The organism is Hymenobacter glacieicola (assembly GCF_014640315.1).
GTDB classification, from domain to species: domain Bacteria; phylum Bacteroidota; class Bacteroidia; order Cytophagales; family Hymenobacteraceae; genus Hymenobacter; species Hymenobacter glacieicola.
The window spans coordinates 17712-35416 of the sequence record NZ_BMGS01000011.1 but is presented as its reverse complement, the minus strand read 5'-3'; the positions used below and the strand labels follow the sequence as shown (position 1 = coordinate 35416).

15 protein-coding genes are annotated in these 17705 nt (G+C 60.0%); 7 read left to right on the top strand and 8 right to left on the bottom strand.

The annotated features are described in order from the left end of the window. Positions 1-77: 77 nt before the first annotated feature. The gene (locus IEW18_RS18215) at positions 78-4151 is read right to left on the bottom strand and encodes a PAS domain S-box protein (RefSeq protein ID WP_188559314.1); all 4074 of its coding nucleotides are present in this window, start codon (positions 4149-4151) and stop codon (positions 78-80) included. Positions 4152-4259: 108 nt separating this feature from the next. Between IEW18_RS18215 and IEW18_RS18210 the strand changes: the two genes are divergently transcribed. Together IEW18_RS18210 and miaA are read left to right on the top strand one after the other, a co-directional pair. Further along, the gene (locus IEW18_RS18210; RefSeq protein WP_188559313.1) at positions 4260-5390 is read left to right on the top strand and encodes a glycosyltransferase; all 1131 of its coding nucleotides are present in this window, start codon (positions 4260-4262) and stop codon (positions 5388-5390) included. 109 nt (positions 5391-5499) lie between these two features. After that, entirely contained in the window at positions 5500-6393 is an 894-nt protein-coding gene (miaA, locus tag IEW18_RS18205) for a tRNA (adenosine(37)-N6)-dimethylallyltransferase MiaA (protein ID WP_188559312.1), read from the top strand. A gap of 19 nt (positions 6394-6412) precedes the next feature. Here the strand turns inward: miaA and IEW18_RS18200 are convergent, their stop codons facing one another. Then, positions 6413-6997: a hypothetical protein gene (locus tag IEW18_RS18200; RefSeq protein WP_188559311.1), complete on the bottom strand. Its 585-nt coding sequence runs from the start codon at positions 6995-6997 to the stop codon at positions 6413-6415. A 130-nt stretch (positions 6998-7127) separates the two neighbouring features. After that, positions 7128-8099, bottom strand: a complete 972-nt coding sequence (gene pfkA / locus IEW18_RS18195) for a 6-phosphofructokinase (RefSeq protein ID WP_188559381.1) — start codon at positions 8097-8099, stop codon at positions 7128-7130. A 267-nt stretch (positions 8100-8366) separates the two neighbouring features. Here pfkA and IEW18_RS18190 point away from each other — a divergent pair, with 267 nt between their 5' ends. Next, entirely contained in the window at positions 8367-8801 is a 435-nt protein-coding gene (locus tag IEW18_RS18190) for a tellurite resistance TerB family protein (protein ID WP_188559310.1), read from the top strand. 71 nt (positions 8802-8872) lie between these two features. Here the strand turns inward: IEW18_RS18190 and IEW18_RS18185 are convergent, their stop codons facing one another. The 4 genes from IEW18_RS18185 to IEW18_RS18170 form a co-directional block, all read right to left on the bottom strand. Further along, entirely contained in the window at positions 8873-10057 is a 1185-nt protein-coding gene (locus IEW18_RS18185) for an aspartate aminotransferase family protein (RefSeq protein ID WP_188559309.1), read from the bottom strand. Between the two features lie 201 nt (positions 10058-10258). Beyond that, on the bottom strand, positions 10259-10738 hold the full coding sequence (locus IEW18_RS18180) for a hypothetical protein (protein ID WP_188559308.1): 480 nt from the start codon (positions 10736-10738) through the stop codon (positions 10259-10261). Between the two features lie 33 nt (positions 10739-10771). Next, complete coding sequence (locus IEW18_RS18175; protein WP_188559307.1) at positions 10772-11233, bottom strand: hypothetical protein; 462 nt, start codon at positions 11231-11233, stop codon at positions 10772-10774. A gap of 30 nt (positions 11234-11263) precedes the next feature. Then, the gene (locus IEW18_RS18170) at positions 11264-11815 is read right to left on the bottom strand and encodes an RNA polymerase sigma factor (RefSeq protein ID WP_188559306.1); all 552 of its coding nucleotides are present in this window, start codon (positions 11813-11815) and stop codon (positions 11264-11266) included. A 530-nt stretch (positions 11816-12345) separates the two neighbouring features. Between IEW18_RS18170 and IEW18_RS18165 the strand changes: the two genes are divergently transcribed. Beyond that, positions 12346-12939, top strand: a complete 594-nt coding sequence (locus tag IEW18_RS18165; RefSeq protein ID WP_229728834.1) for a hypothetical protein — start codon at positions 12346-12348, stop codon at positions 12937-12939. Positions 12940-12966: 27 nt separating this feature from the next. On the opposite strand, the gene IEW18_RS18160 is transcribed toward IEW18_RS18165, so the two are convergent. After that, entirely contained in the window at positions 12967-13701 is a 735-nt protein-coding gene (locus tag IEW18_RS18160; protein ID WP_188559304.1) for a DUF481 domain-containing protein, read from the bottom strand. A 522-nt stretch (positions 13702-14223) separates the two neighbouring features. Here IEW18_RS18160 and IEW18_RS18155 point away from each other — a divergent pair. From IEW18_RS18155 to omp85, 3 genes are all read left to right on the top strand, one after another. Then, the gene (locus IEW18_RS18155; protein ID WP_188559303.1) at positions 14224-15291 is read left to right on the top strand and encodes a chemotaxis protein CheB; all 1068 of its coding nucleotides are present in this window, start codon (positions 14224-14226) and stop codon (positions 15289-15291) included. A gap of 138 nt (positions 15292-15429) precedes the next feature. Next, positions 15430-15960 carry a hypothetical protein gene (locus IEW18_RS18150; protein ID WP_188559302.1) on the top strand — a complete coding sequence of 177 codons (531 nt, stop codon included), beginning with the start codon at positions 15430-15432 and terminating at the stop codon, positions 15958-15960. A gap of 289 nt (positions 15961-16249) precedes the next feature. Then, the gene (gene omp85, locus IEW18_RS18145; RefSeq protein WP_188559301.1) at positions 16250-17647 is read left to right on the top strand and encodes an Omp85 family outer membrane protein; all 1398 of its coding nucleotides are present in this window, start codon (positions 16250-16252) and stop codon (positions 17645-17647) included. Positions 17648-17705: the final 58 nt, after the last annotated feature.

Below are 17705 nucleotides of genomic sequence, written 5' to 3'. Positions count from 1 at the left end.
AGAAAGAGTGGGTACTTCGGTGAGGGGTTGTGAGGGTGGTTGTCAAAAGCCAGTGGCGCAACAAGCGGGGTGGCTGGCTACAAGGCCCGGGTAAGTGCAGGGTAGGCGGCCTTGAATTGTGCAAAGTAATCAAGCAGACGTTGAAAATCCGCCGGTGTATTTTCCGTACGGCCATTTTTCAACTCATGTTCTAATGCTTTAGCACATTCTGCCATCTCCTGAATACCCAACGTGAAGCCCGTGCCTTTTAACTGGTGCAAATGTGGTAAAATCTGCTCGTACTGCCCGGCTCCTACTAATTCCGCCGCGTCACTGAGCACTTGCTCGGCTTCCTGCTCGAAATCCTGGTAGAGCTCCGCCGCAAACTCGCCACCGCCCAGCTGCCGCAGCTGCTCCACAATCTCTAGGTCGATGGGTGGGGTAGTGGCCGGCTCAGCGGCCGTGGCCTCGGCCTCGGCCGGCAGCACGGCGGCCGCGGTAGCGCGGTCCATGGTCCAGCGCCGCAGCACGGCGTACAGGTCCTGGCTTTTCACCGGCTTCGAGACGTAGTCGTCCATGCCTTGCTGCACAAACCGCTCGGCGTCTTCCTTCATGGAGTAGGCCGTCATGGCCACAATGGGCGGGCAGGCGTTACCCAGGCGCTGCCGGATTTCCTGCATGGCCGTCACGCCATCCATTTCCGGCATCTGAATATCCATGAAAATCAAGTCGTAGGAAGCCTTGGGTGCCGTGGCATAACTGATGGCCTCGAACCCATCGGAGGCTACCACAATGTCGCAGCCCAGCTTATCGAGCAAGCGGGTGGCGACTTTTTGGTTAATGGGGTTATCATCAACCAGCAGCACCCGCGGCATCGACTCAAAGCGCACCACTTCTTGGGGCCGCTCCCGCGCCGTAAGCCGCTCCTGCACAATTTCCTCCTCGTTGTGCGCCACCTGACAGCGAATGGTAAACCAGAAGGTGGAGCCGTCGCCCACGTTGGAGTAAATGCCGATTTCGCCGCCCAGCAGGCTGGCCAGCTGCTTGCTGATGGCCAGGCCCAGCCCCGTACCGCCAAAGGCTTTGGTAGGGGTAGTATCGAGCTGGGTGAAGTTGGTAAAGAGCAGCTTCTCGTTTTCCTCTGAAATACCAATGCCCGAGTCCTGCACGGCAAAGCGCAGGGTGTGCTCCTCCCCATCAGTAACGGTAGAGGACACGATGATGCTCACGGTGCCCGCCGCCGTAAACTTGATGGCGTTGGAGGTAAGGTTGCTCAGGATTTGCAGCAGCCGCGTTTCGTCCGTGATGATGAAGCGCGGCGTGTGCGGTGTGATGTGATACGTGAAGTTGAGATTCTTCTGGTTAGCCCGGTTTGCAAACAAGGAGTGGATCTTATCCAGGGTGTAGTGCAGGTCAATGCCGGACTCGCTGAGCTGCAGCTTACCGGCCTGGATTTTCGACAGGTCCAGAATGTCGTTCAGAATGGCCAGCAGGGCATCCGAGGATTTGCGCAGCGTATCCACGTACTCCTCCTGCTCCTCCGAGGAAACGGTCTGGTGGAGTAAGTCAATCATGCCAATGATGCCGTTCATGGGCGTGCGCAGCTCGTGGCTCATGTTGGCCAGGAACAGTGTTTTGGCTTCCAGGGCCTGCTCGGCGGCTTCCTTGGCCCGGCGCAAATCGTCCTGCATCTGCTTCATCTCCGTGATGTCGCGGGCAATGCCTTCCGTGCCGGCCGCTTCTCCACTGCCTACCTGCCGGGCGTTTACCAGCACACTAACGGCATGGCCATCTTTGTGGCGCATGGCAATTTCAAAGTTGCGGGCCTCGCCGTTTTGGCGCACGCTCTCCAGCAAGGAAGCGCGCTGCTGCGGGTAGGTGTAATAGTCGCCGATGTAGTGGCCCAGGGCCTCCTCGGGGGTGTAGCCCAGCATGTCCATAACGGAGGGGCTAAGCAGGGTGAGCATCCCGTTGGCATCGGTGCGGTAGTACACATCCTGGAACGACTCGAAAATGGCCCGGAATTTTTCTTCCTGAGCGGCCAGCTCCAGCTGGGAGCGTTTCTTGTCGGTGATATCGTGGGCAATGCCCGATATCTCCTCGAAGGAGCCGTCGTCGAGGTAGATGGGGTTCAGGTAGATTTCGCGCCAAGTGTCGTGGCCCCGGGCGTCGCGCAGGCGCACCTCAAACCGCTGCGGATGGCCCTGGAAGGCCTTGCGGTAGTTCTCGATAAAGGCCTTGCGGGCATCTTCCTCCATCAGGGCCACGTCGGCCTGCCAGAGGTTCACGTTTAGGGCCGGGTACACGCCGTTGCGGCGCAGGAAGTAGGCGGCGTAGTTGCGGTTAAAGGACGAGAGGCGGGAGTGCGTATCCACGGACCACATCAGGTGGGAGCCGCTCTCGAAAATGGCGTTCAGGCGGGCGTTCTGCTTCTGAATCTGCACCTCATTGCGCTTGCGCTCAATGGCCAGGGCCACCTGGTTGGAAATGAAGTGCAGAATCTCAATGTCGGCCGCCGCGTAGGCATCAGCCTTCTGGTAGTCTTGCACGGCAATGACGCCAATGATTCGCTCCCCAATGCTCAGGGGCGAGCAAAGCATTACCTCTGGCATCAGGCCATAGGCCGTAATGGTGCCGTTCTGAATCAGGTCCTGCAATTCCTGGCGCAGCAGGTACTGGGGCCGCCCCGTCCGGATAATGTACTCCGACACGCCCGAGGAAAAGGGCCGGGCCATCATACTCTGGTCGCCCTGGGCATTTTGGTCCACGAAATAGGCGAACTGCAACTGGGTGCGGGCCTCGTCGCAGAGGGCAATGTAGAAGTTGTTGGTTTCGATAATCTTGCTCAGCTCCCGGTGAATGGCCCCGTAGAGGGAATGCAGGTCCTTGGAGCTGATGGCCAGGTTGGCAATGCTGTAGTACACCTTCTGCAACCGCTCGGCCTTAATACGGTCCGTGATGTCGTGCAGAATGGCGCGGGTGCTTACCGGCTCGTTGTCCTGCCAGGAGCAGCTGATGGAGCCAATCAGGTGAATCGGCTTGCCAGATTTAGTCAGGAATACCGTTTCCAGCTTGTTCACCTTCTCACCCTTGTACAGGTTGCGCAGCTGGTAAAGCAGCTTGGCCTTGTAGTAGGGGTGCACCACGTCGGAGAGAGTCAGGTGGGGTAGGTCCTCATCCTCGTAGCCGAGCTTTTCCTTCCAGGCCTTATTCACGAACAGAAACCGGTTGTCAATGCTCAGGTTCTGAATCAGGTCGTGGGCATTGTCGAGGAAGTCCTGGAGGCGGTTGCGGTTATCGGTGAGGGCGCGCACGGCCACCTGCTTGTCGGTGATGTCGCGCCCCACAAATAAAATCCCGGTGATAACGCCGTGGTCGTCGCGCTCGAACTCGGAGTGCCAGAAAAAGGTGCGGCCCTGCCCGGAAATCGTCAGCAACGAGCGTTCCGTGAAGTCCTGCAGTTCCTCTTCATCAATGGCCCGGTGAAAGGCGTAGCGGCGCGGGGCCTGCTCGGCAACCGGCGCAAACAAGGTAAAGTAGTCCTTGCCGTAGAGGGTAGGGGCCGGGCGGCCGGTCAGCTCGCAGAAGTACTCATTAACATCCTGAATTCGGGCTTCCTTGTCGAGCAGCAGGTAGCACATGCCGGCCCGGCTAAGTACGTCCCGAAATTTGCCGCGGGAAAAATCTGCCAGCTGGGAGGCTACGGATTCTTTCAGGCCGGTAGCGGTTTGCACCGTCGGATTCACGTAGGGCACAATGTCGCGCAGGGTGAGCAGCACGAGCGGGGTTTCGGCGGCGCTCAGGCGGCTGAGGGTGGCCCAGGCTTCCAGGCGCTGGCCGTCGGGCCGGTGGCCACTCCAGCGAAAGGAGGCTTTCTGGCCCGTCTGGATAACATCCAGCACATGTTCCCGCAGCTGCAGTTCCGAAGTAAGGTGGTTCTCGGCGGCCGACTCCGGGGTGAGGGCAAATGCCATGGGACCAGCCCCTAACAGCATAGGACGGGTAGTGCCCAGGTACTGGACCGCGCGCTGGTTGCAGTCGAGCAGGGTACCCGTGGAGTCGTAGAGCAGCAAGCTGTCAAAGGACTCCTCAAACAATGCCCGATACACGTCGGCCGACAAGCCGGAGCCCTGAGGGTAGGCAGCGGCTGATGTACTCTGAAGTGTGTTCATGGAAGAAGGAGGATGCGCGGGAGCAGGCCAGGCACAAGGCCAGGCACCGGATGAAGTTCTTAAATTGGCGACAATTCCTGAAACTACCGCCCTTTCTCGACTAGGAACTTGCCCTCTCCTGCGCCGCTTCGCCTGATTTTCACCGTTACAACGGATTTAAATTACGACCAACGGATGCAGCGCATCTGTGGTTCCCTGGCCCGGGCCGGCTACGATGTATTGCTGGTGGGGCGGCAGTGGCCGGGTTCTTTGCCGCTCACCCCGCAGCCCTACCAGCAGCACCGCTTGCGCTGCTGGAACACGCGGGGTAAGCTGTTTTACCTGGAGTTTACGGTGCGGCTGCTGCTGTTTTTGCTGGGCCAGCGGGCCGCCGCCTGGTGCGCCATCGACCTGGATACCGCCCTACCCGTGTGGCTGCGGGCGCGGCTGAGCAGCCAGCCGTTTCTCTACGATGCCCACGAGCTGTTTACGGAGGTGCCGGAAGTAGTAGCCCGCCCCCGGGTGCAGCGGCTCTGGCGGTGGGTAGAGCAGTTTATTGTGCTGCGCGCCACGCGGGCTTACACCGTGGGGCCAGCCCTGGCGGCCCTGCTGAAGCAGCGCTACGGCCGGCCCTTCGAGGTAATCCGCAACATCAGCCGCCTCACCAACGAAGAACTGCCGCCCGCCCCGGCCGCCGCGCCGGCCGGCGGGTTTATTCTTTATCAGGGGGCCCTGAACGCCGGCCGGGGCCTGGAGCAGCTGCTGGAGGCCATGCCCCGGGTAAACGGCCGGCTGGTGGTGTGCGGCGAAGGCGACCTGTCGGTGGACTTGCGGGCCCGGGCGGACCGCCTCGGGTTGCTGGTCAGCGGGCAGGTGGAGTTTCGGGGCTACGTGCTGCCGGCCCAGCTGCGGGAGCTGACCCGCCAGGCCACGGTAGGCGTGATGCTGCTTGAAAACCAAGGCCTGAGCTACTACTACTCCCTGGCTAACAAGTTCTTCGACTACCTGCACGCCGGCATTCCGCAGCTGGTCATCGACTTTCCCGAGTACCGCGCCCTGAACGAGCAGTACGAGGTGGCCGACCTGATTACCGACCTGGCGCCGGCAACCCTAGCGGCAGCCCTTAACCGCTTGCTGCCGGGCGGCGACGCGGCCCGCTACCACCGCCTGGCTGATAACTGCCGCCGGGCCCGGACCCAACTCAGTTGGCAGCACGAAGAAGCGCGGCTGCTGGCTTTGTACCGGGAGGTGGTAGGGTAGGGCGGCCTCTGAGCTAGGCGCCCGCCGTAGTAGTGGCTGCTTGACAAAGCCCCCGCGCAAGCTCCTGATGCCCGTATCTTTGCCGGCTCATCTTTCTGCTACCCCCACCATGCTTGCCGAACTTACCGCTGCCACTGAACCCACGCTCCTGGTTGTTACGGGGCCAACGGCCGTCGGCAAAACGGCCTTGTGTGTGCGCCTGGCCCAGGAGCTGCAAACGGAAATCGTATCGGCCGACTCGCGGCAGTTTTTTCGGGAGCTGAACATCGGAACCGCCAAGCCCACCCCGGAGGAAATGCAGGGCGTGCCGCACCATTTCATCAACTCCCATAGTATTACGGAAGAGTACAACGCCGGCCGGTTTGAGCAGGACGCGCTGACCCTGCTGGCAGAACTGTTTCAGCGGCACCGCGTGGTTATTCTGACGGGTGGCTCGGGCCTGTATCTGCACGCCGTAACGGAGGGCCTGGATGAGCTGCCCGCCGCCCCGCCCGCCGTCCGGGAGCAGCTACGGGCCGAGCTGGAAGCCCACGGCCTGGAGCCGCTGGTGGCCGAACTGGAACGCCTGGACCCCGTAACCCACGCCCGCATCGACCGCCAGAACCCGCAGCGGGTGTTGCGGGCCCTGGAAATCAGCCGGGCTACGGGCCAGCCGTTCAGCTCTTTTCACGGAGCTACGGCGGCTCCCCGGCCATTTCGGGTAGTGAAAGTGGCCCTCACTAGGGAACGGGAAGAGCTCTACCAGCGCATCGACCAGCGCATGGACCAAATGCTGGCCGCCGGCCTGGAAGCCGAAGCCCGCAGCCTTTACCCGCACCGCCACCACAATGCCCTGCAAACGGTGGGCTACCAGGAGCTGTTCCAGTATTTCGAGGGTCACTACGACTACGCCGAAGCCGTGCGCCTACTCAAGCGCAACTCCCGCCGCTACGCCAAACGCCAGCTCACCTGGCTTCGCCGCGACCCCCGGTACCAGTGGTTCCACCCGGAGGAAATAGGGTAGCAGAATGCGACCTCCCGTTTCACCAAGCCCGACTAAGTTGCAACTGGCCACCAGGCAGAATCGTACCGCGCGTGTCATGTTGCAAGGCTACCCGGCCCCCAAGGCGCCAAGTACGCGCTGGGTTCAGCGCAACATCCGAGTAGAGTGAGCCAATATAGCCCAGGTGCATACCTTCCGTATTATCAGGAGTGTAGAAGAATTCTTGCTGGCTGTTAAACCCCGCAGCTTTATAGCTTTTCTGCTTTGAATAGCCCGCTACCACGCCGCCGCCAACCCCAAATTCTACCACTTTACCAGCCCCGAAAGGAAGCCAGTATATCTCTTGCTCTATATTCACAGCCCGGTACTCCTGTGGAATCGAATATCCGTCGCGGAGCTGACGAGGGTGCGAGTTGCCAATGTAGGCCAGCCGTGACCCCAGCCGCAGCTGCTGGCCTACTTGGGGGGCATATTCCAGGTAAGTCTTGAATACCGGATAATCGCCGGAGCCATTGAGTGCACTACCTGCCCCAACTCGAAACAAGGCCGGCCGATGGGCGGGAGGGGTAGTTGAGTGCTGTTGAGCGTGGCTAGGCTGGGCCAGGGCGCATAAGAAACCTAGCAAAAGGGCAGAAGAGTAGTGCACAGACATAGGAGGAAAATAATAGTAGAGATATATAGCAAAACACAAATTCCCTGCCAGACCTGTATGCTCTGGCAGGGAATTGAGCTAGCGGAGCCGCCCGGAAGCTAGCTTATACGCTCAGGATTTCAACCATGCGCATGAAGCTTTGGTTGATCATTTTCTTTTTGTGAATAGTGTCTACGAACGGGGTGTACACCAGCTTGCGGTCCACGATGCCGGCCATGACGTTGCGCATGCCGTTCATCAGGCCCTCTACGGCTGCAATGCCAATCTGGGAGGCTAGCATGCGGTCGGCAGCGGAGGGCGAGCCGCCGCGCTGAATATGCCCGATAATGGTTACGCGGGTATCGAGCTCGGGAATAGCGGCTTTCACCTGCTGAGCCACCGCGTGGGCATTGCCTTCCTCATCTCCCTCAGCCACTACCACCAGAAACGAGGTTTTGGAGCGCTGCCAGCTGGTTTTGAGGTTGTCCACCACCGCTTCCGTCGACATTTGCGTTTCCGGAATCATGACAATTTCGGCCCCACCGCCGATGGCGCACGGAATGGCAATGTAACCGGAGTCGCGCCCCATTACTTCCACGAAAAAGCACCGGTCGTGAGAGTCGGCCGTGTCGCGGATTTTGTCAATGGCCTCCAGGGCCGTGTTCACGGCCGTGTCGTAGCCAATGGTATAGTCAGTACCGTACAGGTCATTGTCAATGGTGCCGGGGGCGCCTACCGTAGGAATGCCGAACTCCTGCTCGAAGATCATGGCCCCGGTAAAGGTGCCGTTGCCCCCAATAGCCACCAAGCCATCGATACCATGGTTTACCAACTGGTCGAAGGCCTGCTGGCGGCCTTCCTTGGTCAGGAATTTCTGGCTGCGCGCCGACTTCAGAATAGTGCCTCCCTTTTGAATGGTATTGGCTACGGAAGCGGAATCCAGCTTCACAAACTCGCCCTTGATCATGCCGCTGTAGCCGCGCATGATGCCGTATACTTCAATGCCGTGGTAGACGGCCGTGCGGACCACAGCCCGAATAGCCGCGTTCATGCCGGGCGCGTCGCCTCCACTGGTGAAAACTGCAATGCGTTTCATCATAAATCTGTTCGGTACTCAAACAAAAGCCCGACAAAGCCGGGCCGGGCAAAGGTGGTAAATCCGCGGGGAAAGTACAGCCTGTAGCCGTTTAAAAGATAAAATAGCCCCCACGGACGGCCCTTTTTTCTCGAGCTGCGTATGCGAGCTATTGCACAACGGGCCACAACTGGCTATCTTGACTAGTACAATGGCCCGGCCCCGATTACGGGGCCGTTGTGCTTTCCGCTGTCCCATCCCACCCATTCTACCTAATGCCCCGTTCGTATGTTTGGTTTTTTTGAAAATGAACAGACCAAGAAAGTCAAAAGCCACATCATGAACCTGGTGGCGCTGGCCAAGGCCGATGGGCACATTGACGAGCGGGAAATGAGCTTTATCGTGACGGTGGGCAAAAAAAACGGCATGCGGGCCGATGAGGTGCGCTCGATTGTGGGCAACGCCAGTGCGGTGCAGCTAATTATTCCAGATAACGATTCCGAACGGTTCGACCAGATTTTCGACCTGGTGGATATGATGCTGGCCGACGGGGTAGTGGACGACACCGAAATGGACTTCTGCGTGGATATGGCCGAGAAACTCGGTTTCCGCAAGGACATCGTGGCCGTGCTGGTGCGCAAAATCTCCCAGGGCGTGAAAGACGGCTTCCCGCGCCAGCAGATTAAAGATGATACGCTGGAGCAATTACAAAATAACAGTTAAGGATAAAGGCCTGAAAATGAGCCGTTCAACGATTTTTTTAAGTGCGTTGAACGGCTCCTGGTTAATCCTGCTTAGCTGTTAATTGACCTAAGCAGGGCGGTGCAGGCCTCGTCAATTTGGGCGTCGGTGATGGTTAGGGGCGGGGCGATGCGCAGGGAGTTGTCGCAGAACAGAAACCAGTCGGTGAGAATGTGCTCCTGCCAGAGGGCGTGGTCGATGATGGGCTTGAGTACCTCGAACGACTCAAACTCCACGGCCATCAGCAGCCCCCAGTTCCGCACTTCCCGAATAGCCGGGTGCACCAGCTGCCGGCGGAAGCGGGCCGCTTTATCGGCTACCCCGGCCAGCAGGTTTTCTTCCTGAATAACCCGCAACGTAGCCAGGGAAGCGGCGCACGACACCGGGTGCCCCCCAAAGGTAGTGCAGTGCCCCAGAATGGGGTTGGTCTTGAAGCCCGCCATAATTTCCTGGGACGAAATAAAGGCCCCAATGGGCATACCGCCACCCATGCCCTTGGCCGTCAGTAGAATATCGGGCTCGATGCCGAACTGCTCAAAGGCCCAGAACGTGCCGGTGCGCCCGAAGCCACACTGGATTTCATCGAGAATGAGCAGGGCCCCGACCTCGGTGCAGCGCTGGCGCAGGGCCGGCAGGTAGCCGGGCGCGGGCACCCGCACGCCGGCTTCGCCCTGCACCGTTTCAATGACCACGGCGGCCGTGTGCTCGTTTATCAGCTGCAGGTCCTCGAAGTGGTTGTGGCGGAAGTGGCGCACCTCGGGCAGCAGGGGCCGAAAGGCGTTCTTAAACCCCTCGGAGCCAGTGATGCTCAGGGCCCCATGAGTAGAGCCGTGGTAGGCGTTGTAGCTGGAAAGCAGGCCGGTGCGGCCCGTGTGGCGCTTGGCCAGCTTCAGGGCCCCTTCCACGGCCTCGGTGCCGGAGTTGGTGAAGTATACGTTGTCGAGGTGGGCCGGCAGGGTCTGGTGCAGGGCCTCGGCTAGCTGGGCGGGGGGGGCCTGTACTACCTCCCCGTACACCATCAGGTGCAGGTACTTATCCAGCTGATCCTGAATGGCCTGGAGCACGCGCGGGTGGCGGTGGCCCACGTTGCTGACGCCAATACCGGAAATCAAGTCGAGGTAGCGCTGGCCTTCGGCATCGTACATGTACACACCTTCGGCGCGCTCAATTTCGAGCAGCAGGGGAAAATCGGAGGTCTGGGCCTGGTGGCGCAGGAAAAGCTGGCGAGGAGTAAGCATACTAGAATAAACAACGGCGGGCCGCAAAGGTAAGGTCGCGGCCGAAGTTTGCCGGGCTAGCCGGGGGTAGCGTTTCCCCAACCTACTGCCCGCGCAGCCGGCCAGAACCACGGTGGAGCTGCCCGCTGACGGCCACAAAAAAAGCGGCTGCCAGGGCAGCCGCTTTTCGCGCTACGGAAAAGGAAAAAAGGGTAAAGCCGTTTACTCGTCGGTGCGGGTGGAGGAGGGAGCGGTGCGCGGTCCGCGTCGGTCGGCTACGCGCTTGATGACTTCGCGGGTGAAGTCTCGCTCGGCGGAGTAAAGCTTACCCACCTGCCGGATGCTAAGCAGCTTCTGAAACTTATTGAAGTAGTCCTTTTCCAGCTTCACTTCCTGCTCGCGCAGGTCCATGGCCTGGGTTAGGTTGTCTTTGATCTGCTGGTCGGTGAGGGCGTCGGGGGCCGTGATGCGCAGCTGACGCAGCCGGCGGTTCAGCTCCCGGCGCTTGTCGCTGAAGTCATTGTAAACGGGCCAGAACTTCTGGGCCTGGTCCTGGGTCAGGGCAATTTTATCGGTGATATAGGCAATTTTGGCGTTTTCCAGCTGGCTCAGCCGATCCGACCGGCCGGCCTGGGCAAAGGAAACAGTGGGCACTGCGGCCAGCACCAGCACCAGCAGAACGCTACGCAGAAAATCTTTCATGGAAGAAAAGGGAAGTAGGCGCAAAAGTAAGGGTTAGAGGTAGGCGTCCTCAAGAGGCTGCGCATCCAGGGCGTCCTGCACCTCGGCGGGGGAAGCGTGCAAGTACTCATCGGCGGGCAGTAGCTCCGGGGTAGCGGCGGGCAACTCAGCCAGGTCAGTCAGGGACACGCGCTGGTCGCTGGCCAGCAGATACTGCACCATTTCCTGCCGCGGCACCAGGGCCAGCGAATCGGGGGGCGCTACTGGGGCCGCGGGGCCGGCACTCAGCCAGAAGCACGCCGCGAAGCCGCCCAGCACAACTCCTGAGGCCAGGGCCGTGCGTACGGGCCCCGACAAGGCCGCCACCCAGCCCCAGGCCAGCGGAGCCGCCGGCTCAGCTGCCTGCACGCGCTGCATCAGCCGCTGGGGCAGCTGCTCAAAGTAGCGGTCCGGGGGCGCCGAAAGCGGGGGCTGGGGCCGGCGCCGGTGTTCATCCAGACGAAAAGGAGTGTTCATATAAGTTAGAGGCCCCGGGGGGCGGCAGGTTTAATCGTTGGGCGACTGCTGGTTAACGTATTGCTCAATTTTTTTGGCCGCGTGGTGGTACGATGCCTTCAGGGCGCCTACGGAAGTACCGGTTACCTCGGCCATCTGCTCGTAGGGCATTTCCTCGTAGTAGCGCAGGTTAAACACCAGCCGCTGTTTATCGGGGAGGCGCAGAATGGCTTTCTGAAGCTTGCGCTCTACCTCGTCGCCGGCCAGGCTTTCATCGGCTTCCAGCTTGGCTGCCAGCTCGGCGCCCACGTCATGCAGCGGCAGAAAAAACCGGCGCCGCTTGCTTTGCAGCCAGCTCAGGCACTCGTTGGTGGCAATGCGGTACAGCCAGGTGTAGAGGGAGGCATCCTGGCGGAAATTCTCCAGGTGGTTCCACACCTTAATAAAGACTTCCTGGGTTAAATCATCAGCATCATCATGGTCGACCACCATTTTGCGTACGTGCCAGTACACCTTCTGCTGGTACTTGCGCACCAGCTGGTTGAAGGCCACGTTGCGGGAGGCCGGGTCACGAAACTTGAGAAGTATCTCCTGGTCTTCCAAGGGGCGCAGGCGAGCGGGTTAGGGCGGCGGTAGTTACCGGGTTAGAGCAGCGCGGAGCCCGTAGGTTTAACCCAGGAAAGAAATATATTGCTGCCGGGTAGGTAGCAGGAAGGGTATACGGCTGTTCTTCAATTATCTAGGTGTAAACTATGACGCTTCGTTTTTTAGTATTGCTAGGGTGGGTAGCTGCGGGTACAGTCCACCGGGCCGTTGGGCAAGTGAAGCCGGCGGAAGTGGAAATATGGGGCTTACCGGCCGGCACATCTACTACGGATTTTGTGGACGAGCTGAACCGCCGTAAAGAAACGGTTTGCATGGCGACCATCAGACCCATGGGCTACCCAGACGCCAACGTCATTGGGTTGTCTAATATCATGCTGGTTACGCTCCGCTCGCAACCATCGCCGCCGTGCCGGGCACGGGCGCAAGCGGATGCCCAAGTTATCGGTCAGTTAAATGCCACTTGGCAAATGCGTCAGCTCCACACCCCAGAGTTTCAGGTGGCTTTCAAAAGCCTACAGGCGGCCCGGATGCCAGACACTTCCGCGGTGCGCGCCCTTCGCCGGAAAGCGCCCCAGCTAAACCAGGCCCGCTACGAGGCCGCCCTGCAGCAACTGCAGCGACCGGTGGCTCCCACGTTTGAGCAGGCTGTGGCTACCCTGTGTTATGCTACCGCTGATACCGTGCGCGAAAAAGCCGTGGCCCAGGCCGCCAGCCGGCTGCAATTTGCAGCTCAGGCCCAGCAGCTACTTCCATTTTTGCGCGATGCTACCCTTGGAATTCAAGTAATGCAGCTGCTGCGCGGCTACTACCGCTACCACCCGCCTACCACGGCGGAGTGGGCCCGCATCATGCCCGAACTAGTGGTGGGGCTCTCCACCCCCGACCCGATAGTGGCCACCGGCCTGGCCACTTGGCTGACTGAGCAGCAGGTACCGCGCACGTATGCCCGCCAGCTACTCACGAAGGGGGCCGTCACGCAACTGGAAATCTTGCACGGCCGCCACCCCGATTTGGTCGTGTTCAAGCAGCAGCTGTATCCTTTCCTCAGCTACCTCTCCGCCACTGAAATCCGGACGGAACAGGCCGCCCTGGCCTACCTCGGGCAATTTCAGCCGCGCTAAATAAAGGCGTAAGAGTCCTAAGCCGAGCTACTTCGTGCTGTACGTTACGCCTACGGTCACGTTGGTGTTATCGGTGGGTTTGCCCTCGAGCACGCGCTGCTCAAAGGTGTAGGAGTAGGTGGTGCTGATGGCAAAACGCGGCGTAAAGCGCAGCGCCAGGGTTGACTGCTGGGTAAGGCGGTAGTCCTGAAAGTTTTGCAGGTTGGGTTGGTAGAAGGTAATGGAGTTCAGGCTGAAGACGCGGTAAGAATAGGCCACTTTCAGGCGGGTAGAGTTGCGCGAAACAAAGCGCGTGGAGCCGTCCTGGAAATACGTTGATTCCCGAATGAGCAGGTTGCTGACGGCTACCTCCCGCCCCAGGGAATCGGAGTAGAAAGCCCAGCCGGGGCCAGCTCCCAGCTGAAAGCGGTTATCAATGCCGCGCAGGTTGCTGCGCTCGTAGCCCCCGATGCCGTAGAAACGGAAGCGGCCTTTCCAATAGTAGGGGGTCGTGTTCAGCAGCCACTCCCGCTCCTTAAGCTGCCGGTCTTGCTTGCCAAAAACGAAGCTACCCGTAACCGGCGCCCCAAAGTGCAGACCCCGCAGAAACGTAACGGAGTGACTGGTCGAAAACAGCGTCCGGTTGACCCCGCCGGAGGTGTACTGCCCAGCGAGCTGCCCGGAGTAGCGGATTAGAGTAGTATCGGCGCGCTGGGCGTGGGCTGCTGAAGCACCAAGGGTCAGCAGCAAGCCCGCAGAAAGCAGCAGAAAGGAAAAGCGCATGCACAGGGAGGAAGCAGGTTCCTCAAGATGTGCTGCAAGTATACGAGCCGCTGGCGGAGCTTCTGGCCCCTACCAGTGAAATAGAGCACACCGAAAGGCTACTTCTAGGTTGAACACCTCGCCCTCTTTGCTAAGGAAGCTGTTCCGCGAGTCGGGAGGCCGGCATGCTGGGTTTCTGCTTCATGCACAGAATGCACTGCTGATGGACCTTGTCTGTCCTTTTGTTACTACTTGAACCGGTGCATAAGCCGCGTGACTTCGTTTGTCGCCCGCCACGGCGATGTGCCGACTGAAAAAGGAGAGAAATCAGGTTTTCCCGCAACCCACGCCGGGCAGGTCGGGCCGGACTGGCTACCTGAACGGCCGGCGGTAAACTGAGCTGAAAGTTTCGCGTATTTGGATACCAGCACCTAGCCGAAATTCCTGCCCCTGCTTGCGGCTCTACGGGCCGTGAACAAGCTGCCTTGGGGTAGATAGTGGATGCTGAAGGTTCGGTTTTTGCCCAGAAATAGCTTGTACTGAATGCCCTCTGATAAAAAAGCTCTCCCCGTTCCATCCTCCCGTGATATTATAGTTATTGGGGCTTCAACCGGCGGTATTCAGGCCCTGATTGAACTAGTTCGAAGCCTGCCGCACGACTTTCCCGCGCCTATTTTTGTGGTTCAGCACGTGGCACCTTACGCGCCTAGCTTGCTACCCGAGCTGCTGAGCAAGGCCTCCGCCCTGCCGGCCAAGCACCCCCGCGACGGGGAGCCTATTCGGCCCGGCATGATTTACGTGGCGCCTCCGGACCAGCATCTGCTGATAGAGGACGACAAGGTGCTGGTCAAGCGGGGGCCGAAGGAAAACCGGTTTCGTCCCTCCATTGATGCCTTGTTCCGTTCGGCTGCCTACGGCTACGGCCCGCGCGTGATTGGCGTGGTGCTCACCGGCTACCTCGACGACGGTACATCTGGCCTGTGGAGCATACAGCGCCTGGGAGGCGTGACCGTAGTGCAAACTCCGGAAGATGCCGCGGCGCCCTTCATGCCCCTTAGCGCCCTGGAGTTCGTGACGGCCGACCACGTAGTGCCACTATCTGAGCTTTCGGCCCTGTTGGTGCGCCTAACTATGGAACCGGCAGCAGCTGCGACCCGGGTCCCTAAAGCCACGCGGGAGCTACTGGAAATAGAGTTTGCCATTGCCAAGAACGACAATGCTTTTGAGCTCGGAATTATTCAGCAAGGAGAGCTAACGCCCTTTACCTGCCCGGATTGTCACGGAGCGCTTACCCAGCTGATCGAAGGCAACCTGATTCGCTACCGCTGCCACACCGGCCATGCGTACACCATTAGCGCCCTACTGTCCGAAGTCAGTGAATCGGTGGAAAGCATGCTCTACCAGTCTATGCGCGGGCTAGAGGAAAGTAAGTTGCTGCTGCAGCACCTGGGCAAGTATTTTGCAAAAAGCGGAGAACAGGCTGCGGCAAATGCCTTCTTCGCGCGAGCTGAGCACACGGGTCAGCAGGCCCGCCTGGTTAAGGGCTCCATTGTCAAGCACGAAAACTTCAGCGGCGACATTACCGCCCGCATTCAGGAGCCTAAAAAGTAAGTTCCTTATCTGGCTGCCTGCCATTCCGGTACCGGGCCAAACCGAAAACCTTCCGTTTGCTAACTACCTGCCCGGCGCCCATGCGTAGGAGAAAAAGGCACTACCTCTGATGGGACGCCCCTACAGCCATGCACCTGGATGCGGAAATTTAAAGGGTTGTCGGTGGCCGAAACGGCCTTTTACGCTCGGTTGGGCTTGCAGCTAGAACTGCTGACGCTGGTTGACCTGAGCGAGTGGGTCGATAACGTGTTGCTGCACGAGGCCGCCCTGGAAAGCTTCTTCGTGGAGTTATACCGCCACTTGCGCACTGGTAAGGAGCAGGTAGTTTCTCACCTGACCCGGGCCTGTCAGGGCGAGCGGTTTTCGGTGCGGCCGGCGCTGGGGTGGCTGCAGCAGCTGGCGGCTGGAGCCTGGCCGGTGGGCCGGGTCATTCAATCCGTCTACCGCCTGCGCACACTGGTTGAGTCGGACCGTGAAGTGGGCTGGATTTACGGCCTAGCCGCCGACTACGAGCGAGCCGCCGATGGCCCGGCGGAAGCAATGCAGGACGTGTACCGCGAAACCGAGGCCTTCTTGGCCTGCTACCACGACTACACCTTCGCCAACCGCTACCAATGGCTGTACCTGGATGCCGTGCTGCCCCAGCGCTGGGCTAACCTACGTCATTAACCAAGCGGAGCCCGACCAACAAGTCAGTGCCGGCCGCCTCGCAACCGGGGCTTCAACGGCGGAAATCGTGGCGGCAAAACTTTTTTAGGCGGGCCACTATCTTTCCACGGCGGCCAGCATAACCTGCTCAGTAAGCGTGTATTTCGCTATTTGCCAAGTGAGGAAAGGTTCGACCTCGAAAATCCTGGTATCAGCCGTTGCTGGGAGCCTTTGCAGCAGGTAACAACTGCGGCCCGGGGTGCGTTGTAGCAGCCCCTTTTCCTAACGTCGAGCTGACCGATTACACTGTATGAAACTACCCCGCCACCTGGTTCTGGCGCTGCTGGCGCAGGGCATCGGCCTGAATGCCTGGGCTCAACAACCCGACAGCCTGTCGTTTATCCGCTCTAAGCGCATGTCGGACGCTGACCTGGCCAAGAAGCGGGAGGGCACCTTCGTTACGGGCCTGCCCGACCTTTCCTCGGACCCCGTGACGGGCTTCGGCGTGGGCATCAAATCCAATGTGTACTGGAACGGCACCCGCGACAATCCGCTGTTTGCCTACACGCCCTACCTGGCTCACCTCAAGGCCAATGTGGCCTACTACACTACCAACGCCCGCGAGTTGTCCCTCTCGGCCGATGTGCCGTACTACCGGGGCTCGCGTTGGCGGTTTCGGGTTGATTTCAAGGCCCAGCAAAACCCCGCCAACCTGTACTTCGGCCTCAGTGAAGCCACCCTGGGCCGGCTGCGGCTACCCTCGGACCCAACCAGAACGTTTGCCACCTATGCCGCCTACAACGCGGCCCGCAAGCAGTTACGACCCGGCCAAGCCGGCGAGGCTCCGTTCGTCACCGATGCGCTGTCGAACCGCTTCCGCGAAACCGAGTTTATGCTCAACCTCAAAGCCGACTACGCCCTGGGCAAAGGCCGGTGGCGGGTGATGGGCGGCTACGAACTGCAGAACCTGCAGTACAAAACCTTCACCGGCACCCGCACCGACGCCACCAACCCCGCCACCGGCAACGCCGAGAAGGCGCCCAATGGTAAGTCGCTGCTGGAGCGGGACTTCGAGCAGGGGCGTATTTTTGGCCTCAACGGTGGCTGGGTGTCTCTGGTGCAGACTGCCCTCATCTACGACACCCGCGACTTCGACCCGGACCCGACCCGGGGCCGGTATTTTGAAGCGGCCAATGAGTTTTCGAATAAGATCATCGGCTCTCAGTTCAACTTCAACAAGGTGTTTCTGCAAGGGCGCGCCTACCAGAAATTACCTTTTGGTAAGCGCACCGTGCTGGCGGGCCGGGCCGCCGTGGGTACCATTTTCGGTCGTAAAGCGCCGTTTTTCGAGTTTCAGGACCAGTGGAGCCCCGATGGTAGCATCAACGCCCTGGGCGGGCGGCAGTCCTTGCGCGGCTACCGCCAGAACCGCTTTCTGGCCCGCACGGTGGCCTTTACCAACGCCGAGCTGCGCGTGCGCCTGGCCGATGTAAAGCTGGGCAAGCAAAACTTCGGGCTGGGCGCGACCCCCTTTTTCGATGCCGGCACCGTGCGCGACCACTGGCAGGACCTGAGCTTCCGCGACATCAAAACCTCCTACGGCATAGGCGCCCGCGTGGCCTGGAACCTGTCCACCATCGTGTTCCTGGACTACGGCCGCTCCAAGGAAGACCGGCTGCTGTTCTTCGGCATCGGGCAGGTGTTCTAGGCCGCGTCGTGAGTTGTAATAAATACGTGAAGAGTTCTGCTAAATAGACACTCACACA

Bases quoted from the DNA above. Each gene is read 5' to 3' on its own strand.
- IEW18_RS18215 (WP_188559314.1), bottom strand. From the start codon at position 4,151: ATGAACACACTTCAGAGTACATCAGCCGCTGCCTACCCTCAGGGCTCC.
- miaA (WP_188559312.1), top strand. From the start codon at position 5,500: ATGCTTGCCGAACTTACCGCTGCCACTGAACCCACGCTCCTGGTTGTT.
- pfkA (WP_188559381.1), bottom strand. From the start codon at position 8,099: ATGAAACGCATTGCAGTTTTCACCAGTGGAGGCGACGCGCCCGGCATG.
- IEW18_RS18190 (WP_188559310.1), top strand. From the start codon at position 8,367: ATGTTTGGTTTTTTTGAAAATGAACAGACCAAGAAAGTCAAAAGCCAC.
- IEW18_RS18185 (WP_188559309.1), bottom strand. From the start codon at position 10,057: ATGCTTACTCCTCGCCAGCTTTTCCTGCGCCACCAGGCCCAGACCTCC.
- IEW18_RS18180 (WP_188559308.1), bottom strand. From the start codon at position 10,738: ATGAAAGATTTTCTGCGTAGCGTTCTGCTGGTGCTGGTGCTGGCCGCA.
- IEW18_RS18175 (WP_188559307.1), bottom strand. From the start codon at position 11,233: ATGAACACTCCTTTTCGTCTGGATGAACACCGGCGCCGGCCCCAGCCC.
- IEW18_RS18165 (WP_229728834.1), top strand. From the start codon at position 12,346: ATGCCAGACACTTCCGCGGTGCGCGCCCTTCGCCGGAAAGCGCCCCAG.
- IEW18_RS18160 (WP_188559304.1), bottom strand. From the start codon at position 13,701: ATGCGCTTTTCCTTTCTGCTGCTTTCTGCGGGCTTGCTGCTGACCCTT.
- IEW18_RS18155 (WP_188559303.1), top strand. From the start codon at position 14,224: ATGCCCTCTGATAAAAAAGCTCTCCCCGTTCCATCCTCCCGTGATATT.
- IEW18_RS18150 (WP_188559302.1), top strand. From the start codon at position 15,430: ATGCGGAAATTTAAAGGGTTGTCGGTGGCCGAAACGGCCTTTTACGCT.
- omp85 (WP_188559301.1), top strand. From the start codon at position 16,250: ATGAAACTACCCCGCCACCTGGTTCTGGCGCTGCTGGCGCAGGGCATC.